Origin of the sequence: Pseudochryseolinea flava (genome assembly GCF_003286915.1) — a bacterium.
Lineage (GTDB): Bacteria > Bacteroidota > Bacteroidia > Cytophagales > Cyclobacteriaceae > Ohtaekwangia > Ohtaekwangia flava.
The window spans coordinates 881,750-904,643 of sequence record NZ_QMFY01000001.1 but is presented as its reverse complement, the minus strand read 5'-3'; the positions used below and the strand labels follow the sequence as shown (position 1 = coordinate 904,643).

The following is a 22,894-nucleotide window of genomic DNA, read 5'->3' as shown; positions in this document are numbered from 1 at the left end:
AACGCATCGCTTTCCACCGTAATTTTGCGAACATTCAATCAATATGAATAGCTTTAATACTTCTGAATTCAATACCCTCATTCGCAACAGACGTTCCGTTTTTCAGCAACAATTCTCTGGCGAACGTGTGCCCGACGAAATCGTATCGCAGCTTCTAGAGAATGCGAATTGGGCACCCAATCACCGTCTCACTGAGCCATGGCGTTTTATTGTGTACACTGGCGATGGCATCAAAAAACTCGCCGAAGTACAAGCTGCCGTTTATAAATCGGTAACAGAAGCTGATGGAACGTTCAAAGAAGATCGTTATCAAAATCTCCTTACAAAACCGATGATGTCTTCGCACATTATTGCTATCGCGATGAAAAGAGATCCTAAAAAATCTGTTCCAGAAATTGAGGAAGTCGGCGCGGTCTATTGTGCAATTCAAAACATGTATTTAACAATGACTGCATACGGCGTAGCGGGTTATCTAAGCACCGGTGGCGTCACTTATTTCGAAGAATCAAAAGAAGCATTTGGCCTTTCTAGCGAAGACAAACTGATCGGCTTTTTTTACCTCGGCATGCCAAAAGGAAATGCACCCGACAGCAAACGAAAACCAATCGAAGAAAAAGTCATCTGGATTACATCATAACGTTGTTGACTTTTCTGCGGTGATGTAAGTCATTCCGTTGATCGTTTCTGACTTTTTCAATGTGAACTGATGTTTGACTAAAAGCGTCGACACATCAGATTCACTTAGCCTAAGTTTTGAATAAGCGCTTACACTTTGTTTCCATTGATCACCAACGAACTCATGCAGCAAGTCGTGAACGACCACTTTGTCAGGAAGGTATTCTAAAAAGCAAGTGAGTATGCGCGTGGCATCACTTTGCACAGGTATAAATCGTTGCGTTCCGACTAGTTCCTGGGAAAGGTCTCTGAACGAAAGGATCAATTTTCCACGTAGCAATAATTTGGCGTGTGCCATTTCAAATAGTTTGTCAACGTCATGGATACTTTCCAGATGCGTTAACGTATCGCCCATGCAAACAATCAACGCAGGGGCTACTGTACATTGTTTTAAGTAGGTGAGAAAATCGTCGCAGACAATCGTTACATCGCGACGTGCAATATTTTCTTTTAGCGCATTTAACAATTGAACATTAAAATCGACGGCAGTAACCTCAAAGCCAAGATTCGCCAATGCTACAGTTTGAATTCCGTGACCCGAGCCGAGGTCAATCGCAAGCTTACCATTGTTCGGTGTGACATCATTATTCTCAAAATAAGATTGTTGCGCAGCTCGTTTTTCTTCAAAAGAACCACACATCCATACATAAATATTACCTAGGTGATTGTCGTAATGTCTTTTCGTGCTCATTGGTCGAAATTGTGGAAATATTTTTGCTTAACGTAACGGTTACAACGACGGTTATTTAATAGATTCAATCAAAACTTAAACACTTATGATAACGCGATTTTTATTTACCGCTGTGCTTGCGATCATGGCCTTTACGGTGAATGCACAAGTAATTGGTAAAACATTTCCTGATATGGAAGCCGAAACGGTTGAAGACAAGAAGGTGAAATTGCCTCAAGATGTAAAAGGCAAATACACGCTGCTCGGGCTTGCATACTCGAAAAAATCAGAAGACGAATTGAATTCCTGGTTTCAACCTGTGTTTGAAAAATTCATCCAAAAAACGTCAGGACTTCTCGCAAACTTCAGTTATGATGTGAATGTCTATTTCGTTCCGATGTTTACAGGTGTAAATGCCGCTGCGACTGGCACAGCAAAACGTAAAGCGCTAAAAAATATCGATCCTCAACTGTTGCCCTATGTATTGTTTTATAAAGGTGAGTTGAAGCCTTATAAAGAAGCACTTGACTTTGAGAAGAAAGACATTCCTTACTTTTTCGTACTCGATGCGAACGGCAAAATCGTCTATGCAACGTCTGGAAAATACACCGCCGACAAGATGGATAAAATCGAAAATGTGATGGACGAAGAGTAATCCCAGCCGATGCCTCCTAAAACATATTCCGGTCCGTCTCTAACGGCCGGAATTTTTTTTCGTAGCCCACTATTTTCGGTAAGTTTACTGGTCAATTTTTGCCCATGAGTTTCTTCAGTCTTCTTGCCCTTGCGCTCGCCCCTGGAACCGCTATCGGAATATATATCTACCTAAAAGACAAACACGAACGTGAACCATTAGGATTACTGTTGATCAGTTTTTTCTATGGCGCATTAAGCACGATCGTAACTCTTGTAATTACTTTTTCGGTCACTTTCTTAGTGGAATCGAAAGATGTTGAAGTTCAGGCCGATTTTATCAACCAGTTTGTTGAAGCTCTCTTTAAAGTTGCGCTTATCGAAGAGTTCAGCAAATTCATTTTTGTACGTTTTATCCTATTCTACAATAGAAATTTTAACGAGCCCTTCGACGGCATTGTGTATGCTGTAATGGTGAGTATGGGTTTTGCGACACTCGAAAACATACTTTATGTATTTCAAGCAGAGTCTGGGTTGATCACTGGAATTTTGAGAATGTTTACGGCGGTACCCGCACATGCAACATTCGGAGTATTGATGGGCTACTTTCTTGGAAAGGCAAAATTCTCACAGCATAATTCACTTTTCTTTACGCTTGTTGCGTTAATTGCAGCAACTGTTTTCCATGGCTCTTATGATTATTTCTTGTTCGTTGGAAAAGTTAACGGCGCGTGGGCGGGTATTTGGATTGGAGCTTTAATTTCATTGATTACGGCATTCTTTCTATCCAGGGCAGCAATACGCCTCCACCAGCAATCGTCGCCATTTATTGAGCGTGCACAAGAAAAAGACCCTTCTGATTTAACACCCAACGCATGAAAAACCGCGTTATGTTGAGTGAAAACGGTTCTATCGTTATTTTTAAAACGGAACTTACAACCTCGGTTTATTGTCAAGTGTCTATGATAAAAATTTGATGGATATGTGGCGTGTTCTTGGTCCTTTCTTGATCGTACTTTCTGTGTTTTCCGGCTGCTCTGATGCCGAAATGCCCGGTATTTCTGTGTTTTCGGTGCATTCTGATCTCAATCTTGGCCAGGACGGGTGGGACGCTGATTTCACTGGATACCCCGCTTCCGCCGAGGATTCAATCGCCTACGAACTAAAATTTGATTACACGACGCTTCCCGACAATCTGGGCGGCAAAGGCCTCATGCTTTCCGGCAAAAATATCGATGGTCATTTGTTCATGTTCATTAAAAACAAAGTGACGGGGCTTGCACCAAACACGGAATACTCATTGATATTTGAAGTACGTGCCGCGTCGAATGCTACTACAGATGAAGATACGGACGGCTCTCCGGGAAGCGATGTTTTTTTGAAGGCCGGTGCGTCATCTACCGAGCCGCAAAAAATAATTGCGAATGGCAACTGTGAGCTTAATCTAGACAAAGGATTAACGGCGAGTAGCGCGGGCGCTAACATGATTATTCTTGGAAATATTGCAGCCAATCCTGCTACATCTTACAACTACATTCAACGAAGTAATTCAACCTACAACGCGCCTTTTATTGCCCGTTCTGACAGCAACGGCGAGCTTTGGCTCATCATCGGAACCGATTCGGCCTACACTGGCAAAACAACGATTTACATTCGGCAAGTCGACGTGATCTTTACTGTTCCGAAATAAAAGTTAAAGCGTCGCGTAAGGTTTGGTGCGCGCAACCGATGTCCTGCCTCGATTTTCTTCTGCGTCTTAATTCGTTCTACCCGCACACATCTCATGTGAGCACCAATAGTGTGCTTTTCACACCCTCAGTGTATTCATCAAGCGTTTAACGGTTATGCAAAATCTAATTGCGTTATCGGTTGGAGTACCAAGCAAATTTCGTTTAGTCATGATTATTACAAACGAAGCAGTTGCGTAACTTATGTAAGTTGACCTGGTATTAACCGAGGGTTAAGCGCTAATAGCGCAAGTGTAAGTTCGGAAGTCGATGTTCAAAGTTATTAACGTTCGGTTGTTAACTGGTTGATTATCTTTGTTAATCGAAAAGAAACAATATGAAAAAACATCTCTACTATTCCTTACTTTTTTGTTTCCTGTTCGGAGCGCTACCCACGCTTGCGCAGGAACAACAACCTGCCGAAGATGTCGATCTCTATTCTCTGTCCTTGGAAGAATTAATGAACGTACCCATTAACTCCGCTTCCAAAAAAGATGAGACACTCTTTGATGCGCCGCTTTCAAGTTATACCATCACGCGTGCCGATATCGACAAATCGGGTGCGACTAGTATTATGGAAGCATTGCGCCTCGCGCCTGGTGTAATTGTTCGTGAGCAAACCAATGGTGTTTACGACATACACCTTCGAGGGTTCGACAACATCCTGCGCACGAGCGAAGACTTCACAAAATCGAATCTTACTACACTTGTGATGATCGACAATCGGCCTGTGTTCAATCACAATCTGGGCGGCACATTTTGGGAAGCGATTCCAGTCGACCTCAACGATGTAGAACGAATAGAAATTGTGCGCGGTCCATCGGCTCCCTTGTTCGGACCAAATGCCGTAACAGGTGTCATCAACATCATTACAAAACGCATTGAGAAGGATGGCTTTTACACCAACGCATCTGTTTCTGCTGGAACGCCTATGACTACAATCGTAAACGGTTCAGTAGGTGCACGTCTTCGTGAGAAATTCAACTTCATCGTTTCAGCGAACTATCAAAATCGCGAGCGGTTCGATGATGACTACTACAAACCTGTAGATGACAGCTATTCAAGTGCAGAAGACGTCTTTGGTTCTACCGCTGCTAACCTTCGTTTTAAAGACACAAAACTAGCGCTCGAGAAATGGGGTGTGAATGGATTTTTGAATTTCGCACCAAGTGATAAACTCAATTTCGACTTGAGCCTCGGCCTTCAAGATGCAACAACACAAAAGAATTTCCTTGGTTCAGTAAATGGTTCTCCGTACACGACAGGTGAGACCGATAGCAAGTACATTAACCTTAGCGCGCAAGCTTATGGATTTCACATTCGCGGGCAATATCAAAATGGCCATGACGATTTGAATGTGAACGCACCTCCAAATGAATACGATTTCGCGATCTCAGATGTGAGCGCTGAGTACGAAATTAAGCTCGGAGAAAAAGCAAGCATTGTTCCGGGCTTCAGTTTTCAACACGTAAATTATGATGATACCGATTATTATGATCCGAACGATCTTGAAAAGCGCGAAGCATTTCTCAATGGGACATCAGCATCGATCTCTACCACCTCTGGATTTTTAAGAACTGATGTGCGTCCAGTAAAAAACCTTCGCATTGTCGCTGCAGTACGTGCCGATAAGTTCTCATCACCAGATGATGTTTACCTTGCTTATGAGTTCGCCAGCACCTACAAAATCAACGACAAGAATCTAATTCGCGCGGCGGTCACACGTTCTAACAGTGGTTCCTTCATTGGCGTGAATAACTTAAACTTGGTGGTCGTTATCCCTGGGTTGAATGTCGTTCGCTCCGGAAACGAAGAAGTAAAATTATTAACCGTAAATATGGTTGAGGTTGGGTTCAGAACTCAACTTACAAAAGGACTGCAGCTCGATTTCGATATCTTCCGTCAACATGCAAAAGATTTCAACGCGATACTCGTGACCAACGTCGCTCAACCAATTCCCGGCGTGTACGTCCCCAACCAGCAGCAATTCAGAAATGTGCCTACTACCGCCACACAAATTGGTGCTACGTTCTCGATCAATTATGTTCCAAATGAAAAAATTCAGATCAAACCTTTCTTCACAATTCAAAAAACGGAAACAGAAGATCTGCTGAATACGGAAACGACGCCAGAAACATCAAACCCGAATTCAGATTATTACGACCCTGCAAAATTTGATGTGACTTTTTACGACAGCAAGCATACGCATACGCCGTCGGTATATGGAGGATACCTAATCAACTTTAAAGCCTCTGAAAAATTCAACATTAACTTGAACGGATATTTCTTCTCGTCTCACCGTCAATATGCTGCATCAGATGATCTCAATACAAGTAAAGCCGGCGATATCAAAAGCACCATGTTGGTTAACTTAAAAGTGAATTATGCGATCACAAAACAGATCAACATCTTCGCGAACGGCCGTAACATTTTAAATTCAGAAACACGCCAATACTTCGGCACTGACAAAATCGGCGGAGTGTATTTACTCGGCGCAGCAGTTAACATCAATTGATAATGTGTCTATCCACATGATAATGGGGCGTCTTCGGGCGCCCTTTTTTTTTGTTTGCCGAAACCGAATTTCATTTTCTTCGTACTTTTAGATTCGATGAAATATTCAATCCATCTAAACTTATGAAGTCTAAAATTCTACTGGCGGGTTTAGCCGTGCTGCTGATCTCTTTCTCAGCAAATGCACAAGGGCTAATGGGAAAACTCAAACAAAAGGCCGAGCAAGCTGCGGAAAAGGCACTAGAGAAAAAAGCGAAAGAAAAAGCAGGTGTGCCCGATGACCAAAGTTCCGGAAATAGCAGCGGAAATTCTTCCGGCAATTCAAACTCTTCCAGTGGCAATCCTTCCAATAAAGGTGGAGGCGGACTTATCACAACGCCACCAGATGTGAAGGCAAATCTTGCCGACGCAGAAACTTCATACAAAGCCAGTAGTTATGGAGAAGCGCGGTACGCTGTTCAACAAGCGATGCTTGGCGTCGAACTTGAAATTGGAAACAAAGTTTTGAAATCCCTTCCCGAAAGTGTTTCCGGACTACCCAGCCAAAAAGAATCTGACCAAGTCACATCAACGGGATGGGGCTGGGCCGGCCTTACAATCCAACGTGAATATCTTAAAGACGACAAACAGCTTCGTACCACAATTGCAAACAACTCTGCGTGGATGTCGGCTGTGAACATGTATCTCGCGAATGGCGGATATGCGCAACAAACAGGTGGCGAGCAAAAATGGAAACAAACAAAAGTGAAAGGTCATCGCGCTGTCATCGAGTATGATGAATCGACAGGTTATAAGTTGAGCGTTCCGCTCGGTCAAACATCGCTTATCGTTTGGGACGCCGTCAATTTTGCCACCGAGCAAGAAGTCATGTCGGCAGCAAATGCTTTTGATATCGACGGATTGATCAAAACATTAGGAGAGAAGTAATCACTACCAGACATCATTATCATGAAGAATATTTTTTTAATCATCACATTACTCACGGCAGTATCAGCTACTGCTCAAGATTTCAATAAAGATCTCGCATCAGCACGCACAGCCTATAACGCGGGAAATCTCGAAGACGCGCGGTTCGCGATGCAACAAATGCTCACCGACATTGACCTCCTTGTTGGGAAAGAAATTCTAAAAATACTGCCCACTAAAATGGATATGCGCGCATCAAATCCGAAAGCCGACAACGTCACGGCGAATACTGGGTTAACGGGTGTGTTAATTCATCGCGATTATGGCACTGCCGACAAGACCGCGAACATTGAAATTATGGGCAACTCACCACTCGTAGCTTCCATCAATGCAATTTTATCAATTCCTTTTGTTGGAAACTCCAGCGATGGAACGCAAAAGATTATCAAAGTGCAAGGGTACAAAGCTGTTCTTCAAAAAACAGAAGACACTGAGACTAACAAAACAGACTACACCCTACAGCTTCCGCTAAATTCCACGCTAATTACATTCACGGCGAAAGACATTAGCGAAGCCGACATGGTTAAATTGGCCAACACCATTCCCGTTACGGAAATCGCAAAAATGGTGCAATAAAAAATATTGATACGCGTCTTAACGAAGGAGTCATCTTAACGTGACTCCTTTTGTTTTTTAATCACGAATCTATCCATGATATACATTCTGCTTGCTCCGGTTGTTTTCGCGTTAATGGTAATAATCATTGGCGCAATTATTTCCGCGCCAGTTTACCGCGGACCCGTGTCTGATCATTTCGATGGAAAGAAATTTAATAATCCCGGAAACATCCAACCTCGCGGATTGAAAGGGGTGATTCAATGGATGAGACATCGCGAGCGTGGACTATGGATTAAAACATCGGATGCTAAGCAGCATAAGCCTGCAGAAAAATTTACGTCAGGTACACGCGTCACTTTTATAAATCATTCTTCTTTCCTAATACAAACATCGGGTGTGAATATTTTGACAGACCCTGTTTTTAGTGAACGCGTGAGTCCATTTTCTTTTGCCGGTCCAAAGCGCATGCGACCTACTGGGATAGCATTCGCAGACCTCCCCAAAATCGATTTGGTGTTGCTTAGTCACAACCATTACGATCACCTCGATAAATCAACAGTTGTCGCCCTTAAAAAAAATTATGATCCTCTGTTTATTGTTCCGCTTGGCGTCGGGCCTTACCTAACGCAAATCGGAATTTCAAAATGGCAAACGTTAGATTGGTGGCAATCAACGGCGGCGGCAGATATATCGATCACCGCGGTACCCGCACAACATTTTTCCGGACGTGGTTTCTTAGACCGTGATAAAACCCTTTGGTGTGGATACGTATTTAAATCAAGATCGCACACATTTTATTTCGCAGGCGACACAGGTTATAACCCAGTAACGTTTTCTGAAATCGGTGCCCGTATTCAATCGATAGACATTGCAATAATACCGATTGGCGCATACAAGCCACAATGGTTTATGTCTCCCGTTCACTGCTCTCCGGAAGAGGCCGTTAAAATTCATCGTGATGTAAAAGCAAGTCATAGTATCGCTTCTCACTTCGGAACATTTCCGTTGGGTGACGAAGGTCAGCAAGATGCGCAGGAGGATTTACAAGTAGCGTTGAAAGCCCAACACATTCCGCTGCATCAATTCATTAAGCTTGATGAAGGGTCGTTTAAAGATTATCCATCAGTTTAATTTCAATTCGGCTTTTAAACCTTTCAGTTGATTTAGCAACGCTTGCTCAAAGGTGTAATCAGCATCCCACTTGGTTCCTAAGAACACATTTCCCGAATCGATGTGTTTAAAATAAAATTTATAAACAACTGTATTGGATGGAATGTTTTTCAATTGCGCTTGCCCACTAGAATAGGTAACAGATACCAGCGCGCTTTCTGATTTCGTCATGTCGTACCCGAGTAATTCTTTTGCTGCAGCGGCACGGCATTTAATGTAACACAACGCATACAAGCTACCTTGCTTTCGGAGTTCTTTTTCCGTGAGACCCGGCTCCGTCATTTTATATTTCAATGGATAATTTGCTTTGAAAATCTCTTCCACGGCAGCATCAACCGCCGCATCACCAGTTTTTGGAACGGCCAAAGGATCAACTTTCAAATCGATCGCATAGAATTCATTACGCCTTCCGACAATCGGCTCCACTTTACCATCCATTTCCGGAAAATCATTGATCAAAAGATTGGTTTTCTTGAGTCCACCAACAGATCGATACATTGTTTTCAGTGCTTCGGTCCATACTTTGTTTGATGTAGACCAAGCATTTTGTTTTGGGTCAACAATCGTTTCCTTCCCATTAAAAAGTGTTACTGTCAATCGATACGTTGCATCATCGCGAATTTCCATAAAGACAAGATTTTGAATTTCGCGTTTCATTAAAAAATCAGAAAATGCCCGGCTTGGATCAGCGCCTGCTTTTAACATATCCAACTGAAAATATACTACCGCATCAATGCCGGTACGTTGAAAATAGGATTGTGCGTCGGTCCTGTCTTTTGCGTTAAATCGGTAGTCGTAAAAAACCGCTGTGCGTGTGGATAAAAGTTTCTCCGGAAAGCCTCCTGATAAATTTAGTTGATCAATCCATTGGATATTCTCTGCTGCACTTTGGCCAAAAACATTGACAGAAAGAAACAACGCGATAATGAAGAACCTCACAGTCTATTCGGTTTGGGTACTGAAATTTCAACGAAAAGATCATCCAATCTATTTCAAATTCCAATAAAAAATCCTGTTTCGTTCACTTTAATCGGATAAGTTTTAAGATCTGCCGATGACGAATCGCATGCTTTACCGCTCCGAAGATCAAATCTGTAGTTGTGCCACGGGCAAATAATTTCCCCCAAGTAGTTAATATTTCCTTTGCTCAGCGACTCACCGTTATGAGAACATGCATCTTGAACTGCAAAAAAGCCGTTGTCAAGGAGTGCCAAGCAGATTCGTTTTCCATTGACAATCAACAACTGTGGTTTGCCAGTTTGAATACGTCGATGTGCCTCCTCAAGACTTGGAAAAATTTTTATCCACTCCATGTTCGTTTTGATCTCCAATTGAATTTATCTCTATCTTGATTGCCAGCAAACACATTATCATGAAAAGCATTCTTTTTTTGTTGCTAATCGTTGGCTCCTTCACGGCGACTGGGCAAGTAAACGAGAAAGTACAAACCAAAGTACTCGCACAAGCACAACAACTGGAAGGGAAAGTCATCGAATGGCGACGTCACATCCACCAATATCCTGAGTTGTCGAACCGCGAATTCAAGACGGGAGCTTACGTCGAAAAACATTTAAGAGCCCTTGGACTAGAAGTCCAGACCGGTATTGCACATACCGGCGTTGTGGGTTTGCTGAAAACAGGAAAGCCTGGGCCTGTGATCGCGCTTCGTGCCGACATGGATGCTTTGCCTGTAACAGAAAGAAACAATCTTCCTTTTGCATCAAAGGAAACGACGACATTCAATGGACAAGAAACGGGTGTGATGCATGCTTGTGGTCACGATTCGCATGTGGCGATTCTAATGGGCGTCGCGGAGATTCTTGTGAAGAATAAAACATCGTTGCGGGGTACTATCAAGTTCATTTTTCAACCTGCCGAAGAAGGACCGCCAGCAGGAGAAAAAGGAGGCGCACCACTCATGGTTGAAGAGGGTGTGCTCGAAAATCCGAAGGTCGATGTCATCTTCGGATTGCACATTCAAGGTATTCGTAAACTTGGACAGATCGCCTTCAAACCCAACGGTATGATGGCCTCTTCAGATTGGTTTACGATCAAAGTAACCGGTAAGCAAGCACATGGTGCCGCACCCTGGTTGGGCGTAGATCCCATCGTTGTATCCGCACAAATTATCAACGGTCTTCAAACCATCATCAGCAGACAAACTCAGCTCACAAAAGAGCCCGCTGTTATTTCAGTAGGGATGATCAATGCTGGTATCAGACAAAATATAATTCCAGAAACAGCAGAGATGTCTGGAACGATTCGAACGTTCGATCCAGCTATGCAAAAAGAAATTCATGAAAAAATTAAAAGAACAGCGACACTCATTGCAGAAAGTGCGGGAGCAAAAGCAGAAGTCGAGATCATTAACAAAACTCCCGTCACGTTTAACGATGCGGTAGTCACAGAAAAAGTAGCCAGTAGTTTAGTGAAAGCTGTTGGTGAACAAAATGTCGTTCGCATTTCTCCTGATACAGGCGCGGAAGATTTCGCATTCTTTCAACAAAAAGTGCCGGGCTTCTTCTTCTTTGTTGGCGCGTGCCCACCAGAGGTTGATCCCGCGAAGGCACCGTCACACCATACACCCGATTTCATGATGGACGAACGTGGGATGTTACCCGGACTCAAAGCGATGTTGATGGTAACGTTAGATTACATGCATCAACCATAGCAACAGATTTGGTCTTATTCAACGTACAGGACCAGCCCTTTCAAGTATTCGCCCTCGGGATGGAAAATAGAGACGGGATGGTCTGCAGGCTGTGTCAAGTGGTGAAGAACTTTAATACTTCTTCCCGCTTGAATTGCTGCTGACACAATCGTATCGTAGAAAAGTTGACGATCAACAACCTGTGAGCATGAGAATGTAAAAATAATTCCGCCAGGCTTAATTACGCGCATAGCCTCTGCGTTAAGCCGCTGATAGCCACGGACGGCTTGGTGTCGCGCATCACGATGTTTTGCAAATGCGGGCGGATCAAGAATGATCACATCATACTCCCCGTCCTTACCCTTTAAAAAGTCAAAAGTATCTACCGCGAAGCATTTATGAATCTCCGCATTGAAGCCATTAAGCTCAATATTCTTTTCCGTCAGCGCAACAGCTTTGGCAGATGCATCGACAGAGTGCACAAGTTTCGCCCCGGCATTCAAGGCATAAACAGAAAATCCGCCAGTGTAACAGAATGTATTCAACACCTTTTTGCCGACCGCGTAATCGCCAAGAAGCTTGCGATTTTCACGTTGATCAAGAAAAAATCCAGTCTTCTGACCTTCTTCCCAATCGACATAGAATTTGTTGCCGTTCTCAGGAATGACATGCGGAACAACACCCATTCCGTGGAGATACTCGTCCAACTCGGCGTCACGTAGTTTCCCCGGCACCGTCGACTGACTTTTATAGTAAATGACTTTGAGGTCATCACCCATTGTTTCCTTAAGTGCATTTGCTATTTCCTGTCGGTATAAATGCATCCCCACAGAATGCGCTTGCATTACCGCAGCGCCGTCGTAGTAATCTATAATGAGTCCCGGAAGGCCGTCACCTTCCCCGTGGATGAGTCTGAAAGCTTTCGTGGTTTTGGAAGGCAAGCCAGCACTTTGACGAAGTTGGATAGCCGTTGTCAATTTATGCTGCCAGAGTTTTACGTCCGGAGATTTTTTTTCGAAAGAAAGCATACGAACCGCGATGCTTCCATTTTGATAATGTCCAAAACCAAGGGTGTTATTCTTAAAGTCTAATACTTCCGTTAAGCTGCCATCCTCGAGGTTGCCTTCCTTTGTTTGAATGGCACCTGAAAAAATCCATGGATGGAATCTCTGAATTGAATGTTCCTTACCTTTTTTTAAAACTACTTTTCCTGCTATCACCATGGTACCGAATATCGAGGGACAAAAGTAAGCAGTTCAACAGAAAAAAAGGAATACAGGAACCGGCTTGTCGGTTTTAACTGACAGAAAACCAGACGATGGTAATGATGAAAGTGAGCAACCAAACAATAAGCAAAACTTTGAGTCGCTTCAGCTTTCGATGGGCACTTTCCTTTTCATGGTTAGAAGTACTTTGCACGTAGGTAGGGTATAGGTTGTCCATTACGTCGCTTTACGGATGGGACGAATTTGAGTTTACTTTAGTAGCGACGATTTTCGTTAATTAATGTTAATACCCCTGAAAATCACGCAACGGGGGTGACAAAAAACATTACCTAACGAACGTGTAATGGAGGATATTTCGACAACTAAAATCCATGCACGCCGAAAACTTTTTCGACAGTAACATCATCTTTCGGGTGGGACAAAATTTGAAATCCAATGATCATCTTGCAAAGTTTAATCGCATGTCACAAATCAACCGCTGGTGTAAACTTGTCAGACACCGTGAACTTGAGCGGAATTTTTTTCGTAATTAATTCATCGGGCAGTAAAAAAGTCATTGCCGACACATGCAAACCCAAACCATAGCTGACAAAATTTCTTTCGCACGAGGTTTGCTTATTTTTTGTTTAACAATCACAGGATAAAATCTTAAAAAACATATGAAAAGATTTGCTTCATTATTTCTAGCGGCTGTACTCGGAAGTGCAAGTACTGTTGCCACATTTGAATTTCTAAAAAAAGATGAAGGGGTTAAATTTCAGACATTGTCTCAATTGCCGACCTCGAAAGTAGCGTATACGGTTAACGAAAAAGGAGAAGCGGTTCCGCTCGATTTCACGAAAACTGCAGAGCGTGTTACCGCTGCCGTTGTACATATCAAATCGACAAGTGAAGCTCGTCGCGTTCCGCAAAGCCAAGAAATTCCAGAAGGTTTTAGAGAATTTTTTGGCCCACGCATGCAACAAGGTCCAAGCCAAAGCGCCGGCTCGGGTGTGATCATTAATGAAAATGGCTACATCGTTACCAACAACCACGTTGTACAAGATGCCGACGCGGTCGATGTTACACTTGCCGACAACCGAACGTATCGCGCTGAAGTCATTGGAACAGATCCAGACACCGATCTTGCTGTCATTAAGATCAATGAAAAAGCACTACCCTATTTAGCCTTTGTTGATTCTGACTTATCGAAAGTTGGTGAATGGGTTTTGGCGGTAGGAAATCCTTTCAATTTAAATTCAACGGTAACGGCCGGTATTATCAGTGCGAAAGGGAGAAGCATCAATATTCTCAATCATAATAATGGCGAAGGTAATACGGCTATTGAATCGTTTATCCAGACCGATGCAGCGATCAATCCTGGAAATAGTGGAGGCGCGTTGGTTGACCTGAATGGAGGTCTTTTGGGTATTAACACAGCGATCGCGAGTCCTACAGGATCGTATTCCGGATACGGTTTTGCAGTACCTTCTAATATCGTAAACAAAATTGTTGAAGATCTCGTAAAATTCGGAACGGTTCAGCGTGGTTGGTTGGGTGTAAGCATTGGAAGCGTCAACAATGAACTTGTTAAAGAGTACGATTTGAAAGTTAACGAAGGTGCTTATGTATCGGGCTTTGCTCAGAACAGCTCGGCGAAAACTGCAGGACTGAAGGAAGGTGACGTTGTTGTGAAGATTGATGAGACACCGATCCGTACAAACAGTGCGTTAATCGAATACATCGGACGTCGTCGTCCTGGGGATAAGGTAAACGTGATCGTCAATAGAAATGGGAAAGAAATTACCCTTCCCGTAACATTAACTGGTAAAGATGGATCGACTGGAACCGTTAAACCAGAAGAAAAGGGAGGTTTTGCAACTCTTGGCCTCGAAGTTGAAGATATTGATGCAAATGTTCTGAAAAAATTAGATATTGAGAACGGTGTTCGGGTAAAAGACCTCGGGCATGGGAAGTTGGCAAAGTACACGGATATTCAAGAAGGGTTCATTATTACGAGTGTGAACGATGAGCCGATTAAAAACGTTAAAGACTTTACCTCGCTTCTCAAGAAGAAAAAAGAAGGAGACTTGGTAATTCTCTCGGGTGTTTACCAAAACTCACCAAGAGAGTTTAACTACGCTTTTAGAATGTAAACCCATATAATGTTATGAGGAGATTGTTTAGAAAAGGCGAACGCGTTCGCAGCAAAATTGATGGTAAAGTGATGGAGGTTTTAAAGTACATCAAAAACAACTTTGTAGAAGTAAAGTGGTTTGATTTGGAAAAGAAGGAAATCCGCATCAACAAGATCAAGGAAGATAAACTCTCCAAAGCAGCATAATATTAAATTCACATGGTTAGCATTTCGGCCATCAATTTCGAAGTGCTAACCATTTCCTTTTTCACGCTTGCCAGACAAATCGCTATTTTTGCGATTCGTATTAAAATTTTACGGCCATCAAAAAATTTGATATCCCTGCCTATTACAGGTCTTCGATCACTGGTAAGATCAAAGAATCGCGTCGACTAAAAGACCTGCGCAAACAGGATTTTTCGCCTACTGTCTTGGACTTTGGTCCAGTGCAATTTTTTCTCGCACGCCATTTTGGATTCTGTTATGGTGTTGAAAACGCTATAGAAATTAGCTATAAAGCATTGGAAGAAAATCCTGGCAAGCGTGTTTATTTGCTAAGCCAGATGATTCACAACCAAGAAGTGAATGCCGACTTGCAAAGTCGTGGGATCCAATTTATCATGGACACCGATGGCAAACAATTCATCCCATGGGAGGCGCTTAATGCTGATGATATTGTTATCGTACCAGCCTTTGGTACAACCATCGAAATGGAAAGTTTACTGCTCGACAAGGGCATTGAAGTGCAGAAATACAATACAACTTGTCCCTTTGTTGAGAAAGTATGGAATCGATCCGAAAAGTTAGGAGACGAAAAATATTCTGTGATCATTCATGGCAAGCCAAAACATGAAGAGACACGCGCTACTTTTTCGCATGCGTCAGCGGCAGCACCTTCCATTATTGTACGCGATATGGAGGACGCCAAAATCATCGGTAAGTTCATCGAAGGGAGTAGTTCTGCACCAGAACTTCTGTCAGCTTTTGAAGGAAAAGTCTCCAATGGTTTTGATCCTTCCGTTCATCTCAATCGTGTAGGAGTGGTCAATCAGACAACCATGCTCGCGACAGAAACACAAGGTATTGCAGATTATTTCCGTCAGTTGATGATCACAAAATTCGGCGTAGATAAGATTAAAGATCACTTCGCGGATACACGTGATACGTTGTGTTACGCAACCAACGATAACCAAGACGCCACTTATCAACTCCTCCATACAGATGCAGATCTTGCGATTGTTGTAGGTGGATACAACAGCTCGAATACATCACACATTGTTGAGCTGTGCGAGCGAAAATTTAAAACGTACTTTATTAATTCCGAGAGAGAAATTATCTCGAAAGATGAAATCCAGCATTTTAACTATCATCGAAAGGAAAAGATTCTTACAACGAACTTCCTACCGGAAAAACCGGTCACGAAAATAGTACTCACCAGTGGCGCATCTTGTCCAGATACGCTGGTAGACCGGGTAATGCTGAAACTTTTAGCCTTTTTTGAAAACAGCAAATCCCTTCAAGAAGTCTTAAAAGAATTCGAGAAGGGTGCTTAAAATTGTTTGCAAAAATTATTTAAGCGGCGCCTTTGGCAACGACTTTCTTGCCGTTTTTATGCTCGCCAAGTAGAATTACGTCCTTAGTATTTTGGTATTGCCGAGCAGCTTGCATCATCGCTTCTTGCGTGTCACGGATGATAATCGTACCAGTTTTTGCCCCTTTATTGCGTATTTCAAGCCAAAATCCGTCTTTTTTCTTCTTCGGTAATACAGGAGGTCTTCCCATGATCTGATTGTTTATTGGTGATGCTTTCGAACGTAAAGATAACCCAACTAATAGCAGTTTAGTTCTTTTTCCGCAAATACTACGCCAACCGATTAAATTTGGTATGAGATTGTCATGGGTGACACTGCCGGCTTATTTTTGGCCGTAGTAAAAACGTCCCTCATGTTCTTAAGAAAATTGCTCCTCCTTTGTGCCCTATTACCAGCGATTCCTGCATTCTGTCAAGACTCGGTATACGCGATAACCGACTCTACGTTCGTGCTTGAGGAGGCTGTAATTGAGGGCTACAGCTATAACCGAAACATTTTGGAAGTTCCACTCGCGGTGGGATCGCTGCGTAGTGCCGACCTGCAGCGCTTTAATGACATCAGCTTTCTGCCTGCCATCAACACCATTCCGGGGGCACGCATGGAAGAACGATCTCCAGGAAGCTACAGATTATCGCTGCGCGGTAGCGCTATCAGATCCCCTTTCGGCGTCCGAAATGTAAAGCTTTATTGGAATGGCCTTCCGTTAACGGACCCCGGTGGGAACACCTACATCAACGTTCTCGACTTCAATAGTGTTGACGAATTGGAAGTTGTTAAGGGCCCAGGATCCAGCATCTACGGCGCAGGCACCGGCGGCGTATTGCTGTTGAAAAGCAATGCCGAAAATCGCAATAAGGTAGAGGCTTCGGTGACTACTGGAAGCTATGGTCTTTTAGGTTATGGGTTAAAGGGTATCGCACACAACGGTAAGGCTACCGTAAAATTACTTCATAGTCACGTCGAATCAGACGGCTATCGAGAACAGACTGCGATGACACGTGATGTTTTCCAGGGCCTCGCAGAAATACACACCGATGACGACCGAAGTCTCTCCGCCAATTTTATCTACAGCGATCTGAGTTACCAAACACCGGGTGCCCTCACGCTGCAACAATTCAACATTGATCCTACAAAAGCACGCCCTGCCGGAGGCCCAAATCCGGGCGCAATAGAACAGAAGGCTGCTATCTATAACCAGACCTTTTACGGCGGCATCCACCATCGAATCGAACGAAAAAAATGGTCGAATGAAACGGGTATTTATGGCTCGTTTACGAATTTAAAAAACCCCGCCATCCGAAATTTCGAACGCCGTAGCGAACAAAGTTTCGGTGCGCGCACAAATACAACGTATCAATTCAAACGTGGTAGACTAAACTTTGGTGGAGAGTATCAACATGGCTTTAGTCCGATAAATGTGTATGATAACGCGCAGGGAAAAACTGCCGCTTTGCAATCTGCGGATGAAATCACAACGTCCACTTACTTCGCTTTCGTTCAAAGTGAATTTTTTTTACCAAAAGACTTCTTTCTCACGGTTGGCGGAAGTATCAATAAACTACGGATTGATTTCGTTCGTTTGTCAACAACACCATCAGAAAAAGGTGAAACCGATTTTGACCCTGTGTTGTCTCCACGAATTGCGCTGTTGAAGAAAATCAACCAAGGTCTCTCGCTGTACACTAGCTATAGCGTTGGTTTTTCACCCCCAACAACGCAAGAGATCTATCCATCTACGGGCGCATTCTATACAGATTTAAAACCTGAAAAAGGCCGAAATATCGAGGTTGGTATGAAGGGAAAATTCTTTGCTGAAAAATTCGAAGCAGATATTACCGCTTATCACTTCACGCTCGATAACACGATCGTTATTCGCCGCACAGACGACAACGCTGAATATTTTGAAAACGCCGGCAACACATTGCAGCGCGGCCTAGAAGCAAAACTATCTTGGACCGAGAAATTTGAAAGTAGCTTTCTTACATCACTAAAGATTTGGTCCGCATACACGCTGAGCCATTATACTTTCGACAACTACATGAAGGACACCTTTGAAAACAACACCAAAAATAGCATCGACTTGTCTGGTAACATGCTTACGGGGACACCTCCACATGCCGTGGTGTGTGGGCTCGATGTCATTACATCATTGGGGTTATATACTCACATCACGTTTAACTATGTAGATGAACTCCCGTTGGATGATGAGAACAGGAATTATGCGAATGGCTATAAACTTCTTGGTGGTCGATTCGGTTACAAGCAACTGTGGAAGCATTTTCAATTGGACGTCTTTGGCGGCGTGGATAATGTACTCGACGCAACGTACAGCCTGGGTAACGATCTAAACGCTATCGGAGGACGGTACTACAACGCAGCGCCCGGCATCAACTTCTATACCGGTGTTAAGACCGGTTGGATCTTCTAGCCCATGAATGTCCCGCCATCGCTTCGGAGCACAATTGAATCGTTTCTGACTGATAAATTCTCGACGCGCGTTACCATATCCGGCTTTAAAGAAATCTCTGGTGGATGTATAAACACCGCTGGAAAACTTATCACTTCGAATGGAATATTTTTCGTCAAGTGGAACTTGCAATCCAAGTGTCCGGGAATGTTCGAAGCCGAAGCAAAAGGACTTGCACTACTCTCGGCGGCAAATGCTTTCTACATTCCTACTGTTTTAGGCACCGCGCAGAACGAAACACATCAAATAATCTTGCTGTCATTTATCGATGACACCAACCAACGGGATGGCTACTGGAAGATGTTCGGTCGAAAGCTCGCCCAACTTCATCAAACACAGAGCGCCCATTTTGGCTTAGATCATAACAACTATATCGGATCACTACCTCAAGTAAACCATGTTAATAATTCCTGGATTGACTTCTTGATCACAACGCGCTTGAACGCGCAAGTTGAAATTGCAGTTGACAACGGCATGGCCGATAACATGATCATTGGCAAATTCGAAAAGCTATACCGGAAACTATCATCGCTTCTTCCAAATGAAAAAGCGTCGTTGCTTCATGGCGATCTCTGGCGTGGAAATCTAATCACGTCCCAAGGAGCACCTTGTTTGATTGACCCTGCCGTCTACTATGGCCATCGTGAAGTAGATATCGCCATGACGCAATTATTTGGCGGCTTCGACCCGTCCTTCCTATCGTCCTACAACGAAGTATTTCCGCTGGAAAAGAATTGGCTTGAACGAATCGACCTTTACAATTTGTATCCCTTGCTCGTGCATCTCAATTTATTCGGTCAGGGATACCTGTCGCAAATCCTTAACATTTTAAAAAGGTTTGTGTAATTCGTTCGCGTTTCGATTTTTATTAATTTCATGGTTCGTTTTACTATCACACCGTGAGAAAACTCCTTTCCTTGCTCTTTCTAGTGGCGTTCGCCCATTTGGCGCTAGCGCAGGGAACTAGTTTTAGATTCGATCACTACACCATTAAAGATGGCCTCTCACAATCACAAGCCTTCTGGCTTTTTCAAGATAGCCACGGATTTTTGTGGATCGGAACACAAGACGGCTTGAATCGATTTGATGGACACACGTTTAAAGTTTACAAGAATAATCCTTTCGATAGTACAACACTCACGCACAATTGGGTATGGACTGTCGAAGAAGATGTAGACGGGAATCTTTGGGTTGGCACTTTTCAAGGCCTGTGTAAATATTTGAGGAATGAAGATCGATTCGTACAATACTATCACAACAGTGAAGATCCACATTCCATCAGTGGCAACAGACCGAACTACATCCTCCGCGATAAAAAAAATCGACTCTGGATATCATCGTGGAATAGCGGACTGAACCTTTACGATCCGAAAACAAATCGGTTTCAAAGATTTCAATATGATGAAGACGACAAACATTCGTTGAGCGACAACGCTGTACGCACATTGTATTGTGACCATCGCGGAACCATTTGGGTAGGAACATGGAATGGCGGTTTGAATAAAGTGATTGAAAATGAAAAGGGAATTCACTTTCAGCGTTTCAACGAGAAGAGTGAATACGGAACCGATGGCGGTAAACGTATTACAAGCATCTCTGAAGATCATGACAGAAACTTGTGGATCGGAAGCTACGGCGACGGCATCGTGAAGTTGGACGCCAGCAGAACAATGTTTGCGCGCCTTCCCGGATTCGAGGCCAACGACGTCAATAAAATCGTAACAGATGCCACCGGAAATACATGGGTGGGAACGAACAGCGGACTTCGAATTTATCATCATAATTCTGATCGTGTTGAGTTCCTTCAACACAATCCCCGTGTAGAATCTGGCATTAGCAGCAATGTCATCTACGCAATCATGCAAGACAGAAGTGGTATTGTCTGGATCGCGGGCAATGGGCTCGACAAATACGATCCGCGAAAAAATCTATTTGAAACTTATCGCCATAATCCTGATGACGCACAAAGTCTGGGACAAAACGTTGTGTGGTCATTCTGCGAAGATGATGAAGGTTACGTTTGGGTTGGAACCGAGAGTGGACCATTAAATGTATTTGACCCCGTGCTCAAAAATTTCCGTCACGTCAATGTGCATGACAACAGCGGGAACTTGGGTGAAAATATTCATCAGATCGTTCAGCGCAACGACGACCTGTGGTTGGGCTCTTTTAAAATGGGCCTCATTCGCTATAACCGAAAAACGGGTAAGTCAGATTTCTTTCTCAACAAACATCCCTCGGTGCTTGGCAAAGTAGCATTGATCAGCGAAGTGATTTTGGATAATGACGATGGAACATTATGGATTGGCACAAATGAAAACGGGCTCATTCATTATTTCCCAGATAGCGACTCCGTTGTAAACTATGTCTACAAAAAAGAAGATCCAACAGCAATCGGATCAAACTTCCTCAACACGATCATGAAAGATTCTCATGGGTATTTATGGATTGGCTTTTGGGGTGGTGGCATGAGTCGGTTCGACAAAAAGAGTGGCGTTTTCACGAATTACAATTATGATCGAAAAAATAAGAATGGACTAAGTGATCAGGTTGTTGTGAGCATACGGCAACAGAATGATAGCATCTATTGGATTTGTACAAACTCCGGTTTAAATCGCTTAAATCTTAAAACCGGAAAATTCAAACACTTCTTCGAAAAAGATGGATTAAACAACAACGTAGTGTATGATATTCTCGAGGACGACGAAGGGAATTATTGGATCAGCAGTGATCACGGTTTAAATAAGTTCTACACGCTTTCGTACCGCTTTAAAAATTACACATACGAAGATGGTTTACAAAGCAATGAATTCAATACCAATGCAGCATTAAAAAGTTCTTCTGGTGCGCTCTACTTTGGTGGTGTGAATGGGTTTAATGTCTTTGATCCAACGCGCGTAGAGGAAAGCAATATTCCACCCAAGCTGATCATCGAATCCTACACCATTCATGACAAATTGTTTCCGGCAAAGAATTCCATTGCCTTAGATTATCACGAAAATTATATCACGTTCAACTTTACAGCGCCTGAGTTCACCGCACCGCACAAAATCAAGTACTCCTATATGCTAGAAGGATTTGACAATAGTTGGAGTGATGCAAATGTTAAACGCGAGGCGGTTTACACAAATCTTGACCCCGGCCATTATACTTTCAGAGTACGCGCCGGTAATCCCGATGGTTATTGGAGCGATCCCGGCGAGTCTATTCACATCGTGATCACACCGCCATTTTGGAAAACCTGGTGGTTCCGCGCCATGATGATTGTCGTGGTCGGTGCAATTATCTATTCACTTCACCGGTACCGGCTGGCGCAAACCATCAAGATAGAGCGCTTGAGAAACAAAATCGCGAGCGATCTCCATGACGAGGTTGGATCGAGCCTTACACGCATTTCAATCTATTCAGATCTTCTTCAAAATGGCACCGCCAACGGAGAGGGTACTGGATATTTGAAGAATATCAATTCACTCAGCAGGGAAGTCGTGAGCACCATGAGCGACATCGTGTGGTCCATCGACAATCGTAGTGATACGATGGGTGCCCTTATTTTTAGGATGAAAGATTTAGCGACAGAGCTTTTTCAAACTAAAAATATAGAGCTCGATTTTAAGATCGACGGCATCAACGAAAAGGTCACGCTTGACCCTGCACAAAAGCAAAATCTCTATTTGATCTTCAAGGAATCAATCAACAATATTGTAAAACACGCAGGTGCATCAAAAGTATTGGTTCGAATTTCTAATCATGGGAATGAGTTTACAATGACCATTCACGACAACGGGAAAGGGTTGAATGTAAACGGAAACGGAAAAGGCAACGGGTTGAGAAACATGCAACGAAGAGCAGAGGCCATTCAAGGAAAGTTTGTTTTACAAAATGAATCAGGCACGCTGATTACGCTAAAGAGAAAATCATTCTAGTATTACA

The 22,894-nt window shown here is 43.2% G+C and carries 20 protein-coding genes; 15 read left to right on the top strand and 5 right to left on the bottom strand.

Annotated features, from left to right (window positions below):
- The first annotated feature begins 43 nt into the window (after positions 1-43).
- Entirely contained in the window at positions 44-637 is a 594-nt protein-coding gene (locus tag DQQ10_RS04060) for a nitroreductase family protein (RefSeq protein WP_112745483.1), read from the top strand.
- Here DQQ10_RS04060 and DQQ10_RS04055 read toward each other — a convergent pair.
- On the bottom strand, positions 632-1,366 hold the full coding sequence (locus DQQ10_RS04055) for a class I SAM-dependent methyltransferase (protein WP_112745482.1): 735 nt from the start codon (positions 1,364-1,366) through the stop codon (positions 632-634). The genes DQQ10_RS04060 and DQQ10_RS04055 overlap by 6 nt on opposite strands.
- 85 nt (positions 1,367-1,451) lie before the next feature.
- Here DQQ10_RS04055 and DQQ10_RS04050 point away from each other — a divergent pair, with 85 nt between their 5' ends.
- The 7 genes from DQQ10_RS04050 to DQQ10_RS04020 all read left to right on the top strand — a co-directional run bounded on the left by DQQ10_RS04050 (position 1,452) and on the right by DQQ10_RS04020 (position 8,874).
- Positions 1,452-2,000, top strand: coding sequence for a TlpA family protein disulfide reductase (locus DQQ10_RS04050; protein ID WP_112745481.1), 549 nt, complete (start codon positions 1,452-1,454; stop codon positions 1,998-2,000).
- 104 nt (positions 2,001-2,104) lie between these two features.
- A complete protein-coding gene (locus DQQ10_RS04045; protein ID WP_112745480.1) occupies positions 2,105-2,857 on the top strand; it encodes a PrsW family intramembrane metalloprotease in 753 nt (250 codons plus the stop codon).
- A gap of 103 nt (positions 2,858-2,960) precedes the next feature.
- Complete coding sequence (locus DQQ10_RS04040) at positions 2,961-3,668, top strand: hypothetical protein (RefSeq protein WP_133259526.1); 708 nt, start codon at positions 2,961-2,963, stop codon at positions 3,666-3,668.
- A gap of 374 nt (positions 3,669-4,042) precedes the next feature.
- Entirely contained in the window at positions 4,043-6,220 is a 2,178-nt protein-coding gene (locus DQQ10_RS04035) for a TonB-dependent receptor plug domain-containing protein (protein ID WP_112745478.1), read from the top strand.
- Between the two features lie 122 nt (positions 6,221-6,342).
- A complete protein-coding gene (locus tag DQQ10_RS04030) occupies positions 6,343-7,146 on the top strand; it encodes a hypothetical protein (protein ID WP_133259525.1) in 804 nt (267 codons plus the stop codon).
- Positions 7,147-7,167: 21 nt separating this feature from the next.
- Positions 7,168-7,761 carry a hypothetical protein gene (locus DQQ10_RS04025; protein ID WP_112745476.1) on the top strand — a complete coding sequence of 198 codons (594 nt, stop codon included), beginning with the start codon at positions 7,168-7,170 and terminating at the stop codon, positions 7,759-7,761.
- A gap of 75 nt (positions 7,762-7,836) precedes the next feature.
- Positions 7,837-8,874 (top strand): MBL fold metallo-hydrolase, encoded by a 1,038-nt coding sequence (locus DQQ10_RS04020; RefSeq protein WP_112745475.1) that lies wholly within the window; start codon positions 7,837-7,839, stop codon positions 8,872-8,874.
- On the opposite strand, the gene DQQ10_RS04015 is transcribed toward DQQ10_RS04020, so the two are convergent.
- Both DQQ10_RS04015 and DQQ10_RS04010 read right to left on the bottom strand, forming a co-directional pair.
- Positions 8,866-9,852, bottom strand: a complete 987-nt coding sequence (locus DQQ10_RS04015) for a hypothetical protein (protein ID WP_112745474.1) — start codon at positions 9,850-9,852, stop codon at positions 8,866-8,868. The genes DQQ10_RS04020 and DQQ10_RS04015 overlap by 9 nt on opposite strands.
- Before the next feature lie 53 nt (positions 9,853-9,905).
- Positions 9,906-10,226 (bottom strand): Rieske (2Fe-2S) protein, encoded by a 321-nt coding sequence (locus tag DQQ10_RS04010; RefSeq protein ID WP_112745770.1) that lies wholly within the window; start codon positions 10,224-10,226, stop codon positions 9,906-9,908.
- Between the two features lie 59 nt (positions 10,227-10,285).
- Between DQQ10_RS04010 and DQQ10_RS04005 the strand changes: the two genes are divergently transcribed.
- Positions 10,286-11,584, top strand: a complete 1,299-nt coding sequence (locus DQQ10_RS04005; protein WP_112745473.1) for an amidohydrolase — start codon at positions 10,286-10,288, stop codon at positions 11,582-11,584.
- 14 nt (positions 11,585-11,598) lie between these two features.
- Here DQQ10_RS04005 and DQQ10_RS04000 read toward each other — a convergent pair whose 3' ends face one another.
- Entirely contained in the window at positions 11,599-12,786 is a 1,188-nt protein-coding gene (locus DQQ10_RS04000; RefSeq protein ID WP_317047919.1) for a class I SAM-dependent rRNA methyltransferase, read from the bottom strand.
- A gap of 662 nt (positions 12,787-13,448) precedes the next feature.
- Here DQQ10_RS04000 and DQQ10_RS03995 point away from each other — a divergent pair.
- The 3 genes from DQQ10_RS03995 to DQQ10_RS03990 all read left to right on the top strand — a co-directional run bounded on the left by DQQ10_RS03995 (position 13,449) and on the right by DQQ10_RS03990 (position 16,458).
- Positions 13,449-14,924, top strand: coding sequence for a Do family serine endopeptidase (locus DQQ10_RS03995; RefSeq protein ID WP_112745472.1), 1,476 nt, complete (start codon positions 13,449-13,451; stop codon positions 14,922-14,924).
- A gap of 14 nt (positions 14,925-14,938) precedes the next feature.
- Positions 14,939-15,112 carry a hypothetical protein gene (locus DQQ10_RS27850; RefSeq protein WP_165823786.1) on the top strand — a complete coding sequence of 58 codons (174 nt, stop codon included), beginning with the start codon at positions 14,939-14,941 and terminating at the stop codon, positions 15,110-15,112.
- Positions 15,113-15,228: 116 nt separating this feature from the next.
- Positions 15,229-16,458 (top strand): 4-hydroxy-3-methylbut-2-enyl diphosphate reductase, encoded by a 1,230-nt coding sequence (locus DQQ10_RS03990; protein ID WP_112745471.1) that lies wholly within the window; start codon positions 15,229-15,231, stop codon positions 16,456-16,458.
- Between the two features lie 19 nt (positions 16,459-16,477).
- On the opposite strand, the gene DQQ10_RS03985 is transcribed toward DQQ10_RS03990, so the two are convergent.
- Positions 16,478-16,687 (bottom strand): hypothetical protein, encoded by a 210-nt coding sequence (locus DQQ10_RS03985; protein ID WP_112745470.1) that lies wholly within the window; start codon positions 16,685-16,687, stop codon positions 16,478-16,480.
- 162 nt (positions 16,688-16,849) lie between these two features.
- Between DQQ10_RS03985 and DQQ10_RS03980 the strand changes: the two genes are divergently transcribed.
- From DQQ10_RS03980 to DQQ10_RS03970, 3 genes are read left to right on the top strand one after another with little or no spacing between them, the layout of a single operon-like run.
- Positions 16,850-18,925, top strand: coding sequence for a TonB-dependent receptor (locus tag DQQ10_RS03980; RefSeq protein ID WP_165823785.1), 2,076 nt, complete (start codon positions 16,850-16,852; stop codon positions 18,923-18,925).
- A 3-nt stretch (positions 18,926-18,928) separates the two neighbouring features.
- On the top strand, positions 18,929-19,810 hold the full coding sequence (locus tag DQQ10_RS03975) for a fructosamine kinase family protein (RefSeq protein WP_112745468.1): 882 nt from the start codon (positions 18,929-18,931) through the stop codon (positions 19,808-19,810).
- A 53-nt stretch (positions 19,811-19,863) separates the two neighbouring features.
- Complete coding sequence (locus DQQ10_RS03970; RefSeq protein WP_112745467.1) at positions 19,864-22,887, top strand: ligand-binding sensor domain-containing protein; 3,024 nt, start codon at positions 19,864-19,866, stop codon at positions 22,885-22,887.
- Positions 22,888-22,894 lie beyond the last annotated feature (7 nt).

What these genes read in the sequence shown, in the direction of transcription:
- DQQ10_RS04050 (WP_112745481.1), top strand. Translation starts at nt 1,452, where the DNA reads ATGATAACGCGATTTTTATTTACCGCTGTGCTTGCGATCATGGCCTTT.
- DQQ10_RS04005 (WP_112745473.1), top strand. Translation starts at nt 10,286, where the DNA reads ATGAAAAGCATTCTTTTTTTGTTGCTAATCGTTGGCTCCTTCACGGCG.
- DQQ10_RS04045 (WP_112745480.1), top strand. Translation starts at nt 2,105, where the DNA reads ATGAGTTTCTTCAGTCTTCTTGCCCTTGCGCTCGCCCCTGGAACCGCT.
- DQQ10_RS04055 (WP_112745482.1), bottom strand. Translation starts at nt 1,366, where the DNA reads ATGAGCACGAAAAGACATTACGACAATCACCTAGGTAATATTTATGTA.
- DQQ10_RS04040 (WP_133259526.1), top strand. Translation starts at nt 2,961, where the DNA reads ATGTGGCGTGTTCTTGGTCCTTTCTTGATCGTACTTTCTGTGTTTTCC.
- DQQ10_RS04060 (WP_112745483.1), top strand. Translation starts at nt 44, where the DNA reads ATGAATAGCTTTAATACTTCTGAATTCAATACCCTCATTCGCAACAGA.
- DQQ10_RS03975 (WP_112745468.1), top strand. Translation starts at nt 18,929, where the DNA reads ATGAATGTCCCGCCATCGCTTCGGAGCACAATTGAATCGTTTCTGACT.
- DQQ10_RS03985 (WP_112745470.1), bottom strand. Translation starts at nt 16,687, where the DNA reads ATGGGAAGACCTCCTGTATTACCGAAGAAGAAAAAAGACGGATTTTGG.
- DQQ10_RS04030 (WP_133259525.1), top strand. Translation starts at nt 6,343, where the DNA reads ATGAAGTCTAAAATTCTACTGGCGGGTTTAGCCGTGCTGCTGATCTCT.
- DQQ10_RS03980 (WP_165823785.1), top strand. Translation starts at nt 16,850, where the DNA reads ATGTTCTTAAGAAAATTGCTCCTCCTTTGTGCCCTATTACCAGCGATT.
- DQQ10_RS27850 (WP_165823786.1), top strand. Translation starts at nt 14,939, where the DNA reads ATGAGGAGATTGTTTAGAAAAGGCGAACGCGTTCGCAGCAAAATTGAT.
- DQQ10_RS03995 (WP_112745472.1), top strand. Translation starts at nt 13,449, where the DNA reads ATGAAAAGATTTGCTTCATTATTTCTAGCGGCTGTACTCGGAAGTGCA.
- DQQ10_RS04025 (WP_112745476.1), top strand. Translation starts at nt 7,168, where the DNA reads ATGAAGAATATTTTTTTAATCATCACATTACTCACGGCAGTATCAGCT.
- DQQ10_RS04035 (WP_112745478.1), top strand. Translation starts at nt 4,043, where the DNA reads ATGAAAAAACATCTCTACTATTCCTTACTTTTTTGTTTCCTGTTCGGA.
- DQQ10_RS04000 (WP_317047919.1), bottom strand. Translation starts at nt 12,786, where the DNA reads ATGGTGATAGCAGGAAAAGTAGTTTTAAAAAAAGGTAAGGAACATTCA.
- DQQ10_RS04010 (WP_112745770.1), bottom strand. Translation starts at nt 10,226, where the DNA reads ATGGAGTGGATAAAAATTTTTCCAAGTCTTGAGGAGGCACATCGACGT.
- DQQ10_RS04020 (WP_112745475.1), top strand. Translation starts at nt 7,837, where the DNA reads ATGATATACATTCTGCTTGCTCCGGTTGTTTTCGCGTTAATGGTAATA.